This window comes from Mycolicibacterium rutilum, assembly GCF_900108565.1.
GTDB classification, from domain to species: domain Bacteria; phylum Actinomycetota; class Actinomycetes; order Mycobacteriales; family Mycobacteriaceae; genus Mycobacterium; species Mycobacterium rutilum.
In genome coordinates, this window is record NZ_LT629971.1 from 5,920,432 (window position 1) to 5,932,617 (window position 12,186).

A 12,186-nucleotide genomic window follows, 5' to 3' on the forward strand; every position below is an offset into this window, starting at 1 on the left:
AAGCCAGGGCTGCCAGATCGCTCGAACCACGACCAGGAATGCTCTTTCGGCGCCAAGGCGCGGCCGCCGACCCGCTACTGTCGGTGACCATGCGGTTGCTGGTCACGGGTGGTGCGGGCTTCATCGGCGCCAACTTCGTGCACGCCTTGCTCCGGGACGATGTGCGCGACCACGCCGACGACGTCACGGTCCTCGACGCGCTGACCTACGCGGGCAGCCGCGAGTCGTTGGCCCCGGTAGAAGACGACATCCGCCTGGTCGAGGGTGATATCACCGACGCCGCCGTGGTGGACGCGCTCGTCGCCGACGCCGACGCCGTCGTGCACTTCGCCGCCGAGACCCACGTCGACAACGCGCTCGCCGAACCCGAACCGTTCCTGCGCTCCAACGTCATCGGCACGTTCACCGTCCTGGAGGCGGTCCGCCGGCACGGTGTGCGCCTGCACCATGTCTCCACCGACGAGGTGTACGGCGACCTTCCGCTGGAGGGCCCGCAGCGGTTCACCGAGGCGACGCCCTATAACCCGTCGAGCCCGTACTCGTCGACCAAGGCGGCCGCCGACATGCTGGTGCGCGCCTGGGTGCGGTCCTACGGTGTGCGCGCGACGATCTCCAACTGCTCCAACAACTATGGGCCCTACCAGCATGTGGAGAAGTTCATCCCGCGCCAGATCACGAACGTGCTGACCGGGCGGCGGCCCAAGCTGTACGGCAGCGGCGCGAACGTGCGCGACTGGATCCACGTCGACGACCACAACAGCGCGGTCCGGCGGATCCTCGCCGACGGACAGCCCGGGCGGACCTACCTGATCGGGGCGCAGGGTGAACGCGACAACCTGTCGGTGATGCGGATGATCCTGCGCCTGATGGGCCGTGACTCCGACGACTTCGACCACGTCACCGACCGCGTCGGCCACGACCTGCGCTACGCGATCGACGCGTCGGCGCTCACCGACGAATTGGGTTGGCGCCCTGAGCACACCGACTTCGAGGAGGGTCTTCGTGCGACCATCGACTGGTACCGGGCGAACGAGTCGTGGTGGGCTCCGTTGAAAGACGCGGTGGAGCGTGGCTATCAGGGGCGCGGCCAGTGAACGTCCGCGAACTCGACGTCCCCGGCGCGTGGGAGATCACGCCCACCCTGCACGCCGACACGCGCGGCGTGTTCTTCGAATGGTTCACCGACGCCGCGTTCCGTGGGTTCGCCGAGCATCCGCTCGACCTGCGCCAGGCGAACTGCTCGGTGTCCGCTGCAGGCGTGCTGCGGGGGCTGCATTTCGCGCAGGTGCCGCCGAGCCAGGCCAAGTACGTCACCTGCCTGCGCGGCGCGGTGTACGACGTGGTGGTCGACATCCGCGTGGGTTCGCCGACCTTCGGGCGGTGGGACGCCGTGCGACTCGACGACCGCGACCGGCGCACCGTGTACCTCTCGGAAGGCCTGGGCCACGCGTTCTTGTCCCTGGAGGACGAGTCGACGGTGATGTACCTGTGTTCGGCGGGCTATGACCCGCAGCGCGAGCACACCGTCGATCCGCTGGACCCCGCGATCGGCATCGAGTGGCCCGTCGCACCGGATGCGGTGATCCTGTCCGACCGCGACCGCCAGGCCCCGACCCTGGAGCAGGCCCGCGCCCAGAACCTGCTGCCGACCTGGGACGAAACCCGGGCGTTCGTGGAGTCGCTGCGGTCCTGAGCGGAGCCGTTCGCAGGTCCTTGCGCTCACCCGGGAGCAGTTACTAGGATGTCCTAGTATTCAGCCGTTCGGCAAGGGGCCACGATCATGACCACACAGATTCCGCATTTCATCAACGGGCAGCGCAGCACCGGTATCTCCACGCGCACCGCTGACGTCTTCAATCCGAGCACCGGCGAGGTGCAGGCGCAGGTCCTGCTGGGCTCGGCCGCCGATGTCGACGCCGCCGTCGCCGGCGCCGCCGAGGCGCAGAAGCAGTGGGCGGCCTGGAACCCGCAGCGCCGCGCCCGCGTGCTGATGAAGTTCATCGATCTGGTCAACCAGAACGCCGACGAGCTCGCCGAGCTGCTCTCGCTCGAGCACGGCAAGACCCACGCCGACTCGCTCGGCGACATCCAGCGCGGCCTCGAGGTCATCGAGTTCAGCGTCGGCATCCCGCACCTGCTCAAGGGTGAGTACACCGAGGGCGCCGGTCCGGGCATCGACGTGTACTCGCTGCGCCAGCCGCTCGGTGTCGTCGCAGGCATCACCCCGTTCAACTTCCCGGCGATGATCCCGCTGTGGAAGGCCGGCCCCGCGCTCGCGTGCGGAAACGCGTTCATACTCAAGCCTTCCGAGCGCGACCCGTCGGTCCCGGTCCGGCTGGCCGAGCTGTTCATCGAGGCGGGCCTGCCGCCGGGCGTGTTCCAGGTCGTGCACGGCGACAAGGAAGCCGTCGACGCCATCCTGCAGCACCCGACGATCCAGGCGGTCGGCTTCGTCGGCAGCTCAGACATCGCGCAGTACATCTACTCCAACGCGACCGCCTCCGGTAAGCGCGCCCAGTGCTTCGGCGGCGCAAAGAACCACATGATCGTCATGCCCGACGCGGACCTCGACCAGGCCGTCGACGCGCTCATCGGCGCCGGCTACGGCAGCGCCGGCGAACGCTGCATGGCGATCAGCGTCGCCGTGCCCGTCGGCGAGGAGACCGCGAACCGGCTGCGCGCCCGGCTGGCCGAGCGGGTCGCCGAACTGCGCGTCGGCCACAGCCTCGACCCCAAGGCCACCTACGGCCCGCTGGTCACCGAGGCCGCGCTCAAGCGGGTCCGCGACTACATCGACGCCGGCGTGGAGGCCGGAGCCGAGATCGTCGTCGACGGCCGCGAACGCACCAGCGACGACATGCAATTCGGGGACGCCAGCCTGGAGAAGGGCTTCTTCATCGGGCCGACGCTGTTCGATCACGTCACCACCGACATGTCGATCTACACCGACGAGATCTTCGGGCCGGTGCTGTGCATCGTGCGGGCCAACGATTACGAAGAGGCGCTCGCGCTGCCGTCGGAGCACGAGTACGGCAACGGCGTGGCGATCTTCACCCGCGACGGTGACGCCGCCCGCGACTTCGTGTCCCGGGTTCAGGTCGGCATGGTCGGCGTGAACGTGCCGATCCCGGTGCCGGTGGCCTACCACACCTTCGGCGGCTGGAAGCGGTCCGGATTCGGCGACCTCAACCAGCACGGCCCGCACTCGATCTTGTTCTACACCAAGACCAAGACCGTCACGCAGCGCTGGCCGTCGGGCATCAAGGATGGCGCGGAGTTCGTCATCCCCACGATGAAGTAAGCGGCATGGACTATTTCGGGTTCGACGACGACGAACGCGTGATCGCCGAGACGGCGGCCGCGTTCGCCGACAAACGCCTGGCGCCGTTCGCGTCGGAGTGGGACGAAACGCACCACTTCCCCACCGATGTGCTGCGCGAGGCCGCCGAACTCGGGATGGCGGCGGTGTACTGCAACGAGGACGTCGGCGGCAGCGGGCTGCGCCGGCTCGACGGCGTGCGGATCTTCGAACAGCTCGCCACCGCGGATCCGACGGTGGCGGCGTTCCTGTCGATCCACAACATGTGCACCTGGATGGTCGACACGTACGGCACCCCCGAACAGCGCAAGAGCCTGGTGCCGCGGCTGGCGTCGATGGAGCTGATCGCCAGCTACTGCCTCACCGAACCGGGCGCCGGGTCGGACGCAAGCGCGTTGCGCACCAGGGCCGTTCGGGACGGCGACCACTACGTGCTCGACGGCGTCAAGCAGTTCATCTCCGGCGCGGGCGCATCCGACGTCTACGTCGTGATGGCCCGCACCGGCGGCGAGGGACCGCGGGGCATTTCCACGTTCATCGTCGAAAAAGACACGCCGGGACTGAGTTTCGGCGCGGACGAGGCGAAGATGGGGTGGCGCGCACAGCCCACCGCGCAGGTGATCCTCGAAGGTGTGCGGGTGCCTGCCGACGCCATGCTCGGCGGCTCCGACGGTGAGGGCACCGGCTTCGGCATCGCGATGAACGGGCTCAACGGCGGCCGGATCAACATCGCCGCGTGCTCGCTCGGCGGAGCTCAGGCGGCCTACGACAAAGCCGTCGCCTACGTGCGCGACCGGGAGGCGTTCGGCGGCGCGCTGCTCGACGAGCCGACCATCCGGTTCACCCTCGCCGACATGGCCACCGCGCTGGAGACGTCGCGAAACCTGTTGTGGCGCGCGGCCCGCGCGCTCGACGAGAACCACCCGGACAAGGTCGAGCTGTGCGCGATGGCCAAGCGGTACGTCACCGACGCGTGCTACACCGTCGCCGACCAGGCGCTGCAGTTGCACGGCGGCTACGGCTACCTCAACGAGTACGGCATCGAGAAGATCGTGCGCGATCTGCGGGTGCACCGCATCCTCGAGGGAACCAACGAAATCATGCGCGTGGTCATCGGGCGGTCGCAGGCCGCCAAGGTCCGTGCGTCGGCTTAGGAGAGGTCATCAATGACGACGATCGCGTTTCTGGGGCTCGGCAACATGGGCGGGCCGATGGCGGCCAACCTGGTGAGTGCCGGGTTGACCGTCCGCGGCTTCGACCCCGTGCCCGCGTTGAAGGAGACCGCCGCCGGTAACGGCGCGACGGTGTTCGACACCGGCGCCGAAGCGGCCGCCGAGGCCGACGTCGTGATCACGTCGCTGCCCAACGGCGACATCGTCAAGTCCTGCTACGCCGAGGTGTTGCCCGCGGCCAAGCCCGGCACGCTGTTCATCGACACCTCGACGATCTCCGTCGACGACGCCCGCGCGATTCACGGCCAGGCCGCCGAGCGCGGCTTCGCCCAGCTCGACGCGCCGGTGTCCGGCGGGGTCAAGGGCGCGACGGCGGGCACGCTGGCGTTCATGGTCGGCGGCGAGGCGGACGCCGTCGAGCGAGCCCGGCCCATCCTGGAACCGATGGCGGGCAAGATCATTCACTGCGGCGCATCGGGCACCGGTCAGGCCGCCAAGCTGTGCAACAACATGGTGCTGGCCGTGCAGCAGATCGCGATCGGCGAGGCGTTCGTGCTGGCCGAGAAGCTGGGCCTGTCGGCGCAGTCGCTGTTCGACGTGATCACCGGCGCCACCGGCAACTGCTGGTCGGTGCACACGAATTGCCCGGTGCCGGGACCGGTTCCGACGTCACCGGCCAACAACGACTTCAAGCCGGGCTTCGCGACCGCGCTGATGAACAAGGACCTCGGGCTGGCGATGAACGCGGTCAAGTCGACGGGCGCGACCGCCCCGCTCGGCACCCACGCCGCCGACATCTACAAGAAGTTCGCGGCCGACCACGCCGACAAGGACTTCAGCGCAGTCATCGAACTGCTGCGCCAGAGCTGAGTTTTCGCGAGAGTCGGTGCGCTAGGCGGCCGACGTCTTGTGTGACTTCCACCAGGTGGTGTGCAGCCGCTGACAGTCCGCGATCCGCAGCGGGTTCGCGCCGTCGAAGGACGGTCGCACCGCCAGGGCGGCCGGGATGTCGGGCGTGCCCTCGCCGGTGATCACCACGGTCGGCATGCCGGCGCTGTTGGCCGCGCGCAGGCCGGACGCGGACCCCGTGATCGCGATCGCGTCGTCCGGACACACCCCGAGCTCCCACAGCGCGTGCCGGTGCGCCTCGGGGTCCGGCGTCGGCTTGACGACGTCCTCCGCGGACACGACGCTTTCGACCAGCCCCTCCCCGACCAGCTGACGCACCAGCGGCTCGGCCCAGCCGCGCTGGCCGTTCGTCACCACCGCGATCTGCATGCCTGCGCCGACGGCGTCCATCACGAAATCCACCAGCCCCGGCCGCGGCGCCAGGTCGCGCTCGAGGATCAGCTCGTCGAACAACATCGTCTTCGTCGTGTAGATCTCGTCGGCCAGCAACTTCGTCAACACGTCGACTTCGGTGGCCACCCCTCGCTTACGCAACTCGGCCGCGACGCGCTGCCGCTCATCGCTGAGCGCCAGCAACTGCCGATAGCGCACTACCGACCACTCGAAGTCCAATCCGTGCGCGGCGAACGCCGCGTTGTAGGCCACCCGGTGCCCGTCGCACTCGATGTCGGTGAGGGCGTCGAGGTCGAACACCACGGCGCGTAACGCGCACGTCGAGGTGGTCGAGGCACAGTCCCACCAGAACCGGCCCGCGCGCCATGTCGTCTCCTGCGTTGTCGGCATGAGTAGAGAGTGGTTCACGTCACAAGATCAGGCCTCCCCCAATCGGGGGATCGTCAGCGCCAAACGCCGCTCCAAGTTCCTCTATCTGCGATTTGACCGCCACTAAGGTGGTCCCATGCCCCCACCGGTGCGGCTCGTGCTGGTCGACGACCACGAGATGGTCATCGAAGGCCTCAAGGCCATGCTGGCGGCGTTCACCGACCGTGTACAGGTCGTCGGCCAGGCCGTCGGCGCGGAGCGGGCCCGGGCCGTGATCGACGACCTCAACCCCGACATCGTGCTGTGCGACGTGCGGATGCAGGGTGCCAGCGGCCTGGACCTGTGCCTCGAGCTGCGCGCGCACGACCCCGACCGCAAGGTCGTGATGCTGTCGGTCTACGACGACGAGCAGTACCTGTTCGAGGCGCTGCGGGTCGGCGCGTCGGGCTATCTGCTGAAAAGCATCAGCAGCGACGAGCTGGTCCGTCAGCTCGAGTTCGTGCACCGCGGCGAGACGGCGATCGACCCGGGCATGGCCGCGCGGGCCGTCGACACCGCCGCACGCCTGCAGCGCGACGAGTTCTGGCCCGGCGCGCGCCAGGGCCTGACCCAGCGCGAGAGCGAGATCCTGTCGTTCGTCGTCAACGGCCTGTCGAACCGGGCGATCGCCACCAAGCTGGTGATCGGCGACGAGACCGTCAAGACGCACCTCAGCTCCATCTACCGCAAGCTCGGCGTCAGCGACCGCACCGGCGCCGTCGCCACCGCACTGCGCGAAGGCATCTACAAATGAACCCGCCCGGCGGCCCGTCGAACGCGGTACGCGAACTCAGCCAGTACGCGCTGGCCGCCGACCGCGAGCTGGCCCTGCTGCGTGAGCTGATCCAGGCCGCGTCCAAGGGCCCGGGGGTGGAACCGCTGGCCGCCGCGGCCGCGCGGATGATCACCGCGGCCACCGCCAGCGACGTGTGCTTCGTGCACGTGCTCGACGACACCGACCGATCGCTGACGCTGGCCGGGGCGACGCCGCCGTTCGACGCCGAGATCGGCAAGATCAGACTTCCGCTGGGACAAGGGATTTCGGGTTGGGTCGCCAGCAACCGCGAACCGGTGGTGATCACCCAGGACAAGGAGTCGGACCCGCGCTACAAGCCGTTCCCGGCGCTGCGCGGCTCGGACTTCACGTCGATGGTGTCGGTGCCGATGGAGACCGACCCCGGCGGGCTGGTCGGCGTGCTCAACGTGCACACCGTGGAGCGCCGCGAATTCACCGCCCGCGACGTGGAGTTGCTCGTGGTGATCGGCCGGCTGATCGCCGGCGCGATGCACCAGGCCCGGCTGCACCGGCAGCTGGTGGCCCGCGAGCGCGCACACGAGAACTTCGTCGAGCAGGTGATCGAGGCCCAGGAGCTGGAGCGACGACGGCTGGCCGGCGACATTCACGACGGCATCTCGCAACGGCTGGTGACGTTGTCGTACCGGTTGGACGCGGCCGCCAGGTCCGACGACGCCGGCGTGGTCGCCGAACAGCTGGGTAAGGCCCGCGAGCTGGTCGAGCTGACACTGCAGGAGGCCCGCGCGGCGATCAGCGGGTTGCGCCCGCCGGTGCTCGACGATCTCGGGCTGGCCGGCGGACTGGCCAGCCTCGCGCGGTCGATCCCGCAGATCGGCATCGACGTCGAGCTGGCCGAGAAGCGGCTGCCCGACCACATCGAGTTGGCGCTGTACCGGATCGCCCAGGAGTGCCTGCAGAACGTCGTCAAGCACGCGCGGGCGACCTCGGCCCGTCTGACGTTCGTCGTCGACAGCGGCGACACCGGTACCGTCGCGCGGCTCGAAATCGTCGACGACGGAGTCGGTTTCGACACGTTCGAGCATCCGCTCGGCGGTGACGAGATGGGCGGATACGGGTTGCTGTCGATGGCCGAGCGCGCCGAGATCGTCGGCGGCCGGCTCAACATCCGGTCGCGCCCGGGCGCGGGTACCGCGGTGACGGCGACGATCCCGCTGCCGTCGTCCACCTCCTAGGGCGTCCACCTCCTAGGGCGTGGTCACTCCAAGGAACACTCGGTCTCCCGATGCCGCTCGATGGCGGCGAGCACGTCCTCGGACATCTGCCGCATCGCCGCCATCCGCTCCGGTCCGAGCACGTCGACGAACATCTCGCGGACACGCGCCGCGTTGGCCGGCGCCGCGGTGCGGATCGCGTCGCGGCCGGCGTCGGTCAGCACGATGTCCGGGTAGCGGGCGCCCGAGTCCTCCCGGCAGATCAACCCGCGTTTCTCCATCCGGCCCAGGTGGTGCGACAACCGGGTCTTCTCCCAGTGCGTCACCCGGCCCAGCTCGTAGGCCCGCATGCGCCCCTCCGGCGCGTCGGACAGATTGACCAGGATCTCGAAGTCGGAGTCCGACAGCCCGAAGTCGCGCTGCAGGTGCTGGACCAGGTGTCGCTCCAGCGTGTGCCGCATGTCCACGAATGCCCGCCACGCCGTCAGCTCGTCGTCGTTGAGCGCACCTTTTCTCGCCATATCCCCCACCGTACCGGTTCTGGTTGACATATCAACCCGACGGAGTATCGTAGGTCGGGTTGACATATCAACCCAAAGAGATGGAGCTGAAGATGACTACAGATGTGATCGCCGTCGTGGGAGCCACCGGCAATCAGGGCGGCGGGCTGGCTCGCGCGATCCTCACCGACCCCTCCTCGGCCTTTCGGGTGCGGGCCATCACCCGCGACGCGACGTCGGCGAAGGCCCGCCAACTTGCCGCCGATGGCGCCGAGGTCGTCTCGGCGGACCTCGACGATCTCGACAGCATGACCCGCGCCTTCGACGGCGCCCGGGGCGCGTTCGTCGTCACGAATTACTGGGCGAACCGCACACCGGAGGAGGAAGCCGCGCGCACCCGCGCCGAAGCCGAACTCCACCAGGCCGAAACCGCCGCGCGGGCCGCGAAGGCCGCCGGCGTGCAGCACGTGATCTGGTCGACGCTGGAGGACACGCGCGAGCACTTCGGCGACGACGAGCGGGTGCCGACCGTCGAGGGCCGCTACAAGGTGCCGCACTTCGACGCGAAGGCCGAAGCCGACAACTTCTTCACCGAACACGGTGTGCCGACGACGTTTCTCCGCACGACGGGCTTTTACGAAGGTTTCACCAGCGACCTGCAACCGGTGCGCGGCGAGGACGGCACGCTGGTGCTGACCCTGCCGATGGCCGACAAGACGATGGCGGCGATCGCGGTCGGCGACATCGGGCGCACGGCGCTGGGCATCTTCAAGCGCGGCGCGGAGTTCGTCGGCGAAACCGTGAGCATCGCCGGCGATCATCTGACCGGTGAGCAGTTCGCGGCAGAACTCGCGGCCTTCCACGGCGAGCCGGTCCGCTACCGTCCCCAGACCTGGGATGGGTTCCGCGCGTTGCCGTTTCCCGTCGCCGTCGAGATGGGCAACATGTTCCAGTACTACGCCGAGGACTCCGAGCGGTTCGTCGGCGTGCGTGATCTGGACGTCGTGCGGTCACTCAACCCGGAACTGCAGTCGTTCCGCGACTGGCTGGCACAGCAGAAAGTCTGACGAAGGCGCGAGTTGGGCCCAGGCCGCAGGCGTAGGCCCAACTCGCGACGGGCTACGTCTTGTCCGGGTCTACCGCGTCCTTGAGCTTGCCCATCAACCCCTTCTCCGTGCCGAACGACGGCGTGCGGGGTTCGCCCATCGCGCCGTCGTAGGTCACGTAGAGCTTCGGGTCCGGCGGCGGGCCGGACTGCCGGTCGCCCAGCGGTTGCGGGTCGGCCAGGAACTGACCGGTGTGACGGCCGTCGGGCAGCGGCCCGATCCAGCGGCCCTTGTCGGAGTCGGCGCCGTCGGACAGGTGCCACAGCGTGCTGGCGTGCTCCTCGAACTCCTCGTCGAACAGATCGTTGGGCGCCACGATGCCCTCCACTCCGTCGGCCTGCAGTTCCTCGATCGCGGCCAGCCACATGTTCTGGTGATAGGTGTCGCGGGCCAGGTTGAACTTCAGCATCGCCTTGACGCCGGGATCGTCGGTCATGTGCCACAGTCGCGCGGTCTGCACGCGCCCCTGCGCCTCGGCGGCGACGTTGGCGTGGAAGTCGGCGAGCAGATTACCCGACGCCACAACGTATTTGCCGCTCCACGGTGCGCCCTGGCTGTCCGACAGCGTCGGCGCACCACCGGAGACGATGGCCTGCTGCGGGTCCATCCCGCCCATCACGGCCGCCACCACCGGGTCGCCGAGCGCGTTCTCGGTCGCATCGGTGGCCGGTGCGCTCTCGAGCAGCCGGGCGATCATCGTGGCGATCATCTCGACGTGGCCGATCTCCTCGGTCGCGATGTCCATGATCAGGTCTTTGTACTTGCCCTTCATGCGACAGTTCCAGCCCTGCATCAGGTACTGCATCGTCACGGTCATCTCACCGAAGGCGCCACCGAGGAGTTCCTGGAGTTTGCGGGCGTAGACGGGATCGGGCTTTTCTGGCTTGACGTCGAATTGCATGTAGTCGGTATGTCGGAACATTCATCACTCCGATTCGGCCCGCTTCGGCCGGCCTTCGCGGCCGCTGATACGCCGCACGATGGCTGTACGGTCCCGTCGCCATACCCGGGCACAAGTGGGGAAAACCTGATCACACCGACCAATCGCGCAATGTTTGGCCGACGCGTCAGAGGGCATCGCGTGAACCATGAGCCCATCACTGGCAGACCAGACCGTCGCGCAACTCGGCGGTCCGCATAGCGTGCTGACCCGGCAGAAACGGGACCACATCGAACTCGACCGGTTGATCGAAAGTATCGACGCCGCAACGGGCGACGAACGCGGCGCGCTGCTGAACCGGCTGTGCCGGCTGGTGTTCCCGCACGCGTTTGCCGAGGAGTCGGTGCTGTGGCCGGCGATCCGCCGCTGGGTGCCCGAGGGCGAAGAGCTGACGCTGGAGATCGAACGCGAACACCAGGAGATCAACGAGCTGTTCACCGAGTTGGAGAAGCTGGACGTCGACAGTCCGCAGCATCACGAGCTGTGGCGCCGCATCGTCGCGCTGCTGCGCGAGGACGTCCGCGACGAGGAGGACCGGTTGTTGCCGATGCTGCAGCAGGCGGTGCCGCACCGGGCGCTGGTCGCGCTGGGTTGGGCTTGGGAGGCGACGCGCCGCACCTCGCCGACGCGTCCGCACCCGGTCGTCGCGCGTCGGCCGCCGGGCAATGTTGCGGCCGCCGCACCGCTGACCTTCGTCGATCGCGGTCGCGACCGGCTCGATCAGCTCAGCCGTCGCTCCGGCGGAACGCTCAGCAGCGCCAGCACCTCACTGAGTGGGGCGCTGGCCCGCGTCGCCGGGGTGATCGAACATCTGCCGCCGCTGACCCGCGGCGAGGACCCCAGCACGTACAGCGGGCGCACCCCTTGAGCGCGAGCAGACGCCAACTGACCCGTTTCGGCCCGTTTCAGGGTCACTTCGCGTCTGCTCGGCCATATTCGGCCGCGCCTAGAAGTCGCCGGAGTTGCGGCGCAGCGTCTGGATCGAGGCGGCCAGCGCCCGCGATTCGGCGTCGGACATCCCGATGTCGGCGAACACCTCGTTGTTGAGCGTCACCGTGGCGTCCTCGACGGTCGACCGGCCCAGCTCGGTGATCCGCACCAGCGTGGTCCGTCCGTCGGTCGGGTGTGGGATCCGCTCGACCAGCCCGGCGGCCTCCAGCCGGCGGATCGCGTGCGTGACGCTGGTGACGTGCACCTGCAGCCGGTCGGAGGCCTTGGTGATCGGCAGCGCGCCGTTGCGGGTGAAGGCCAGCAGCCGCAGCAGCTCGAACCGCGAGAAGCTCAGGTCATAGGGCCGCAGCGCGCCTTCGACCCGCGCGAGCAGGATCTGGTGGGCCCGCATCACCGAGGTCACCGCCACCATGCCGTCGGCGACGTCGCTCCATCCCGACCGCTCCCAGTTGTCGCGGGCGAGCGCGATCGGGTCCCGGTGGTCCTGCCGCGAAGGCGGTGACGGTTCTGGGGCCACGCC

General features: G+C 68.7%; 13 protein-coding genes. 9 read left to right on the forward strand and 4 right to left on the reverse strand.

Going from position 1 to position 12,186, the window contains the following annotated elements:
* The first annotated feature begins 89 nt into the window (after positions 1-89).
* From rfbB to mmsB, 5 genes are all read left to right on the forward strand, one after another.
* Positions 90-1,094, forward strand: a complete 1,005-nt coding sequence (gene rfbB, locus BLW81_RS28765) for a dTDP-glucose 4,6-dehydratase (protein ID WP_083410882.1) — start codon at positions 90-92, stop codon at positions 1,092-1,094.
* Positions 1,091-1,693, forward strand: a complete 603-nt coding sequence (gene rfbC, locus BLW81_RS28770; protein WP_083410167.1) for a dTDP-4-dehydrorhamnose 3,5-epimerase — start codon at positions 1,091-1,093, stop codon at positions 1,691-1,693. The genes rfbB and rfbC overlap by 4 nt, the downstream gene beginning before the upstream one ends.
* Positions 1,694-1,780: 87 nt before the next feature.
* Positions 1,781-3,301, forward strand: a complete 1,521-nt coding sequence (locus BLW81_RS28775) for a CoA-acylating methylmalonate-semialdehyde dehydrogenase (protein ID WP_083410168.1) — start codon at positions 1,781-1,783, stop codon at positions 3,299-3,301.
* Between the two features lie 5 nt (positions 3,302-3,306).
* Positions 3,307-4,473 carry an acyl-CoA dehydrogenase family protein gene (locus BLW81_RS28780; RefSeq protein ID WP_083410169.1) on the forward strand — a complete coding sequence of 389 codons (1,167 nt, stop codon included), beginning with the start codon at positions 3,307-3,309 and terminating at the stop codon, positions 4,471-4,473.
* A 12-nt stretch (positions 4,474-4,485) separates the two neighbouring features.
* On the forward strand, positions 4,486-5,361 hold the full coding sequence (gene mmsB / locus BLW81_RS28785) for a 3-hydroxyisobutyrate dehydrogenase (protein ID WP_083410170.1): 876 nt from the start codon (positions 4,486-4,488) through the stop codon (positions 5,359-5,361).
* 21 nt (positions 5,362-5,382) lie between these two features.
* Here the strand turns inward: mmsB and BLW81_RS28790 are convergent, their stop codons facing one another.
* Entirely contained in the window at positions 5,383-6,183 is an 801-nt protein-coding gene (locus BLW81_RS28790; RefSeq protein ID WP_083410171.1) for an HAD-IA family hydrolase, read from the reverse strand.
* A gap of 115 nt (positions 6,184-6,298) precedes the next feature.
* On the opposite strand from BLW81_RS28790, the gene BLW81_RS28795 reads away from it, so the two are divergent.
* Both BLW81_RS28795 and BLW81_RS28800 read left to right on the forward strand, forming a co-directional pair.
* Complete coding sequence (locus BLW81_RS28795; RefSeq protein ID WP_083410172.1) at positions 6,299-6,955, forward strand: response regulator; 657 nt, start codon at positions 6,299-6,301, stop codon at positions 6,953-6,955.
* The gene (locus tag BLW81_RS28800; RefSeq protein WP_083410173.1) at positions 6,952-8,190 is read left to right on the forward strand and encodes a GAF domain-containing sensor histidine kinase; all 1,239 of its coding nucleotides are present in this window, start codon (positions 6,952-6,954) and stop codon (positions 8,188-8,190) included. The genes BLW81_RS28795 and BLW81_RS28800 overlap by 4 nt, the downstream gene beginning before the upstream one ends.
* A 23-nt stretch (positions 8,191-8,213) precedes the next feature.
* Here the strand turns inward: BLW81_RS28800 and BLW81_RS28805 are convergent, their stop codons facing one another.
* The gene (locus tag BLW81_RS28805; RefSeq protein WP_083410174.1) at positions 8,214-8,690 is read right to left on the reverse strand and encodes a MarR family winged helix-turn-helix transcriptional regulator; all 477 of its coding nucleotides are present in this window, start codon (positions 8,688-8,690) and stop codon (positions 8,214-8,216) included.
* Between the two features lie 92 nt (positions 8,691-8,782).
* Between BLW81_RS28805 and BLW81_RS28810 the strand changes: the two genes are divergently transcribed.
* Positions 8,783-9,736, forward strand: a complete 954-nt coding sequence (locus BLW81_RS28810; protein ID WP_083410883.1) for an NmrA/HSCARG family protein — start codon at positions 8,783-8,785, stop codon at positions 9,734-9,736.
* A 52-nt stretch (positions 9,737-9,788) separates the two neighbouring features.
* Here BLW81_RS28810 and BLW81_RS28815 read toward each other — a convergent pair whose 3' ends face one another.
* Complete coding sequence (locus BLW81_RS28815; RefSeq protein ID WP_083410175.1) at positions 9,789-10,697, reverse strand: manganese catalase; 909 nt, start codon at positions 10,695-10,697, stop codon at positions 9,789-9,791.
* A 166-nt stretch (positions 10,698-10,863) separates the two neighbouring features.
* Here BLW81_RS28815 and BLW81_RS28820 point away from each other — a divergent pair, with 166 nt between their 5' ends.
* Positions 10,864-11,583, forward strand: coding sequence for a hemerythrin domain-containing protein (locus BLW81_RS28820; RefSeq protein ID WP_083410176.1), 720 nt, complete (start codon positions 10,864-10,866; stop codon positions 11,581-11,583).
* A gap of 78 nt (positions 11,584-11,661) precedes the next feature.
* Here the strand turns inward: BLW81_RS28820 and BLW81_RS28825 are convergent, their stop codons facing one another.
* Positions 11,662-12,183, reverse strand: a complete 522-nt coding sequence (locus tag BLW81_RS28825; protein ID WP_083410177.1) for a MarR family winged helix-turn-helix transcriptional regulator — start codon at positions 12,181-12,183, stop codon at positions 11,662-11,664.
* Positions 12,184-12,186 lie beyond the last annotated feature (3 nt).

Bases quoted from the DNA above. Each gene is read 5' to 3' on its own strand.
- BLW81_RS28815 (WP_083410175.1), bottom strand. From the start codon at position 10,697: ATGTTCCGACATACCGACTACATGCAATTCGACGTCAAGCCAGAAAAG.
- BLW81_RS28795 (WP_083410172.1), top strand. From the start codon at position 6,299: ATGCCCCCACCGGTGCGGCTCGTGCTGGTCGACGACCACGAGATGGTC.
- BLW81_RS28775 (WP_083410168.1), top strand. From the start codon at position 1,781: ATGACCACACAGATTCCGCATTTCATCAACGGGCAGCGCAGCACCGGT.
- mmsB (WP_083410170.1), top strand. From the start codon at position 4,486: ATGACGACGATCGCGTTTCTGGGGCTCGGCAACATGGGCGGGCCGATG.
- BLW81_RS28810 (WP_083410883.1), top strand. From the start codon at position 8,783: ATGACTACAGATGTGATCGCCGTCGTGGGAGCCACCGGCAATCAGGGC.
- BLW81_RS28805 (WP_083410174.1), bottom strand. From the start codon at position 8,690: ATGGCGAGAAAAGGTGCGCTCAACGACGACGAGCTGACGGCGTGGCGG.
- BLW81_RS28780 (WP_083410169.1), top strand. From the start codon at position 3,307: ATGGACTATTTCGGGTTCGACGACGACGAACGCGTGATCGCCGAGACG.
- BLW81_RS28800 (WP_083410173.1), top strand. From the start codon at position 6,952: ATGAACCCGCCCGGCGGCCCGTCGAACGCGGTACGCGAACTCAGCCAG.
- rfbB (WP_083410882.1), top strand. From the start codon at position 90: ATGCGGTTGCTGGTCACGGGTGGTGCGGGCTTCATCGGCGCCAACTTC.
- BLW81_RS28790 (WP_083410171.1), bottom strand. From the start codon at position 6,183: ATGCCGACAACGCAGGAGACGACATGGCGCGCGGGCCGGTTCTGGTGG.
- BLW81_RS28820 (WP_083410176.1), top strand. From the start codon at position 10,864: ATGAGCCCATCACTGGCAGACCAGACCGTCGCGCAACTCGGCGGTCCG.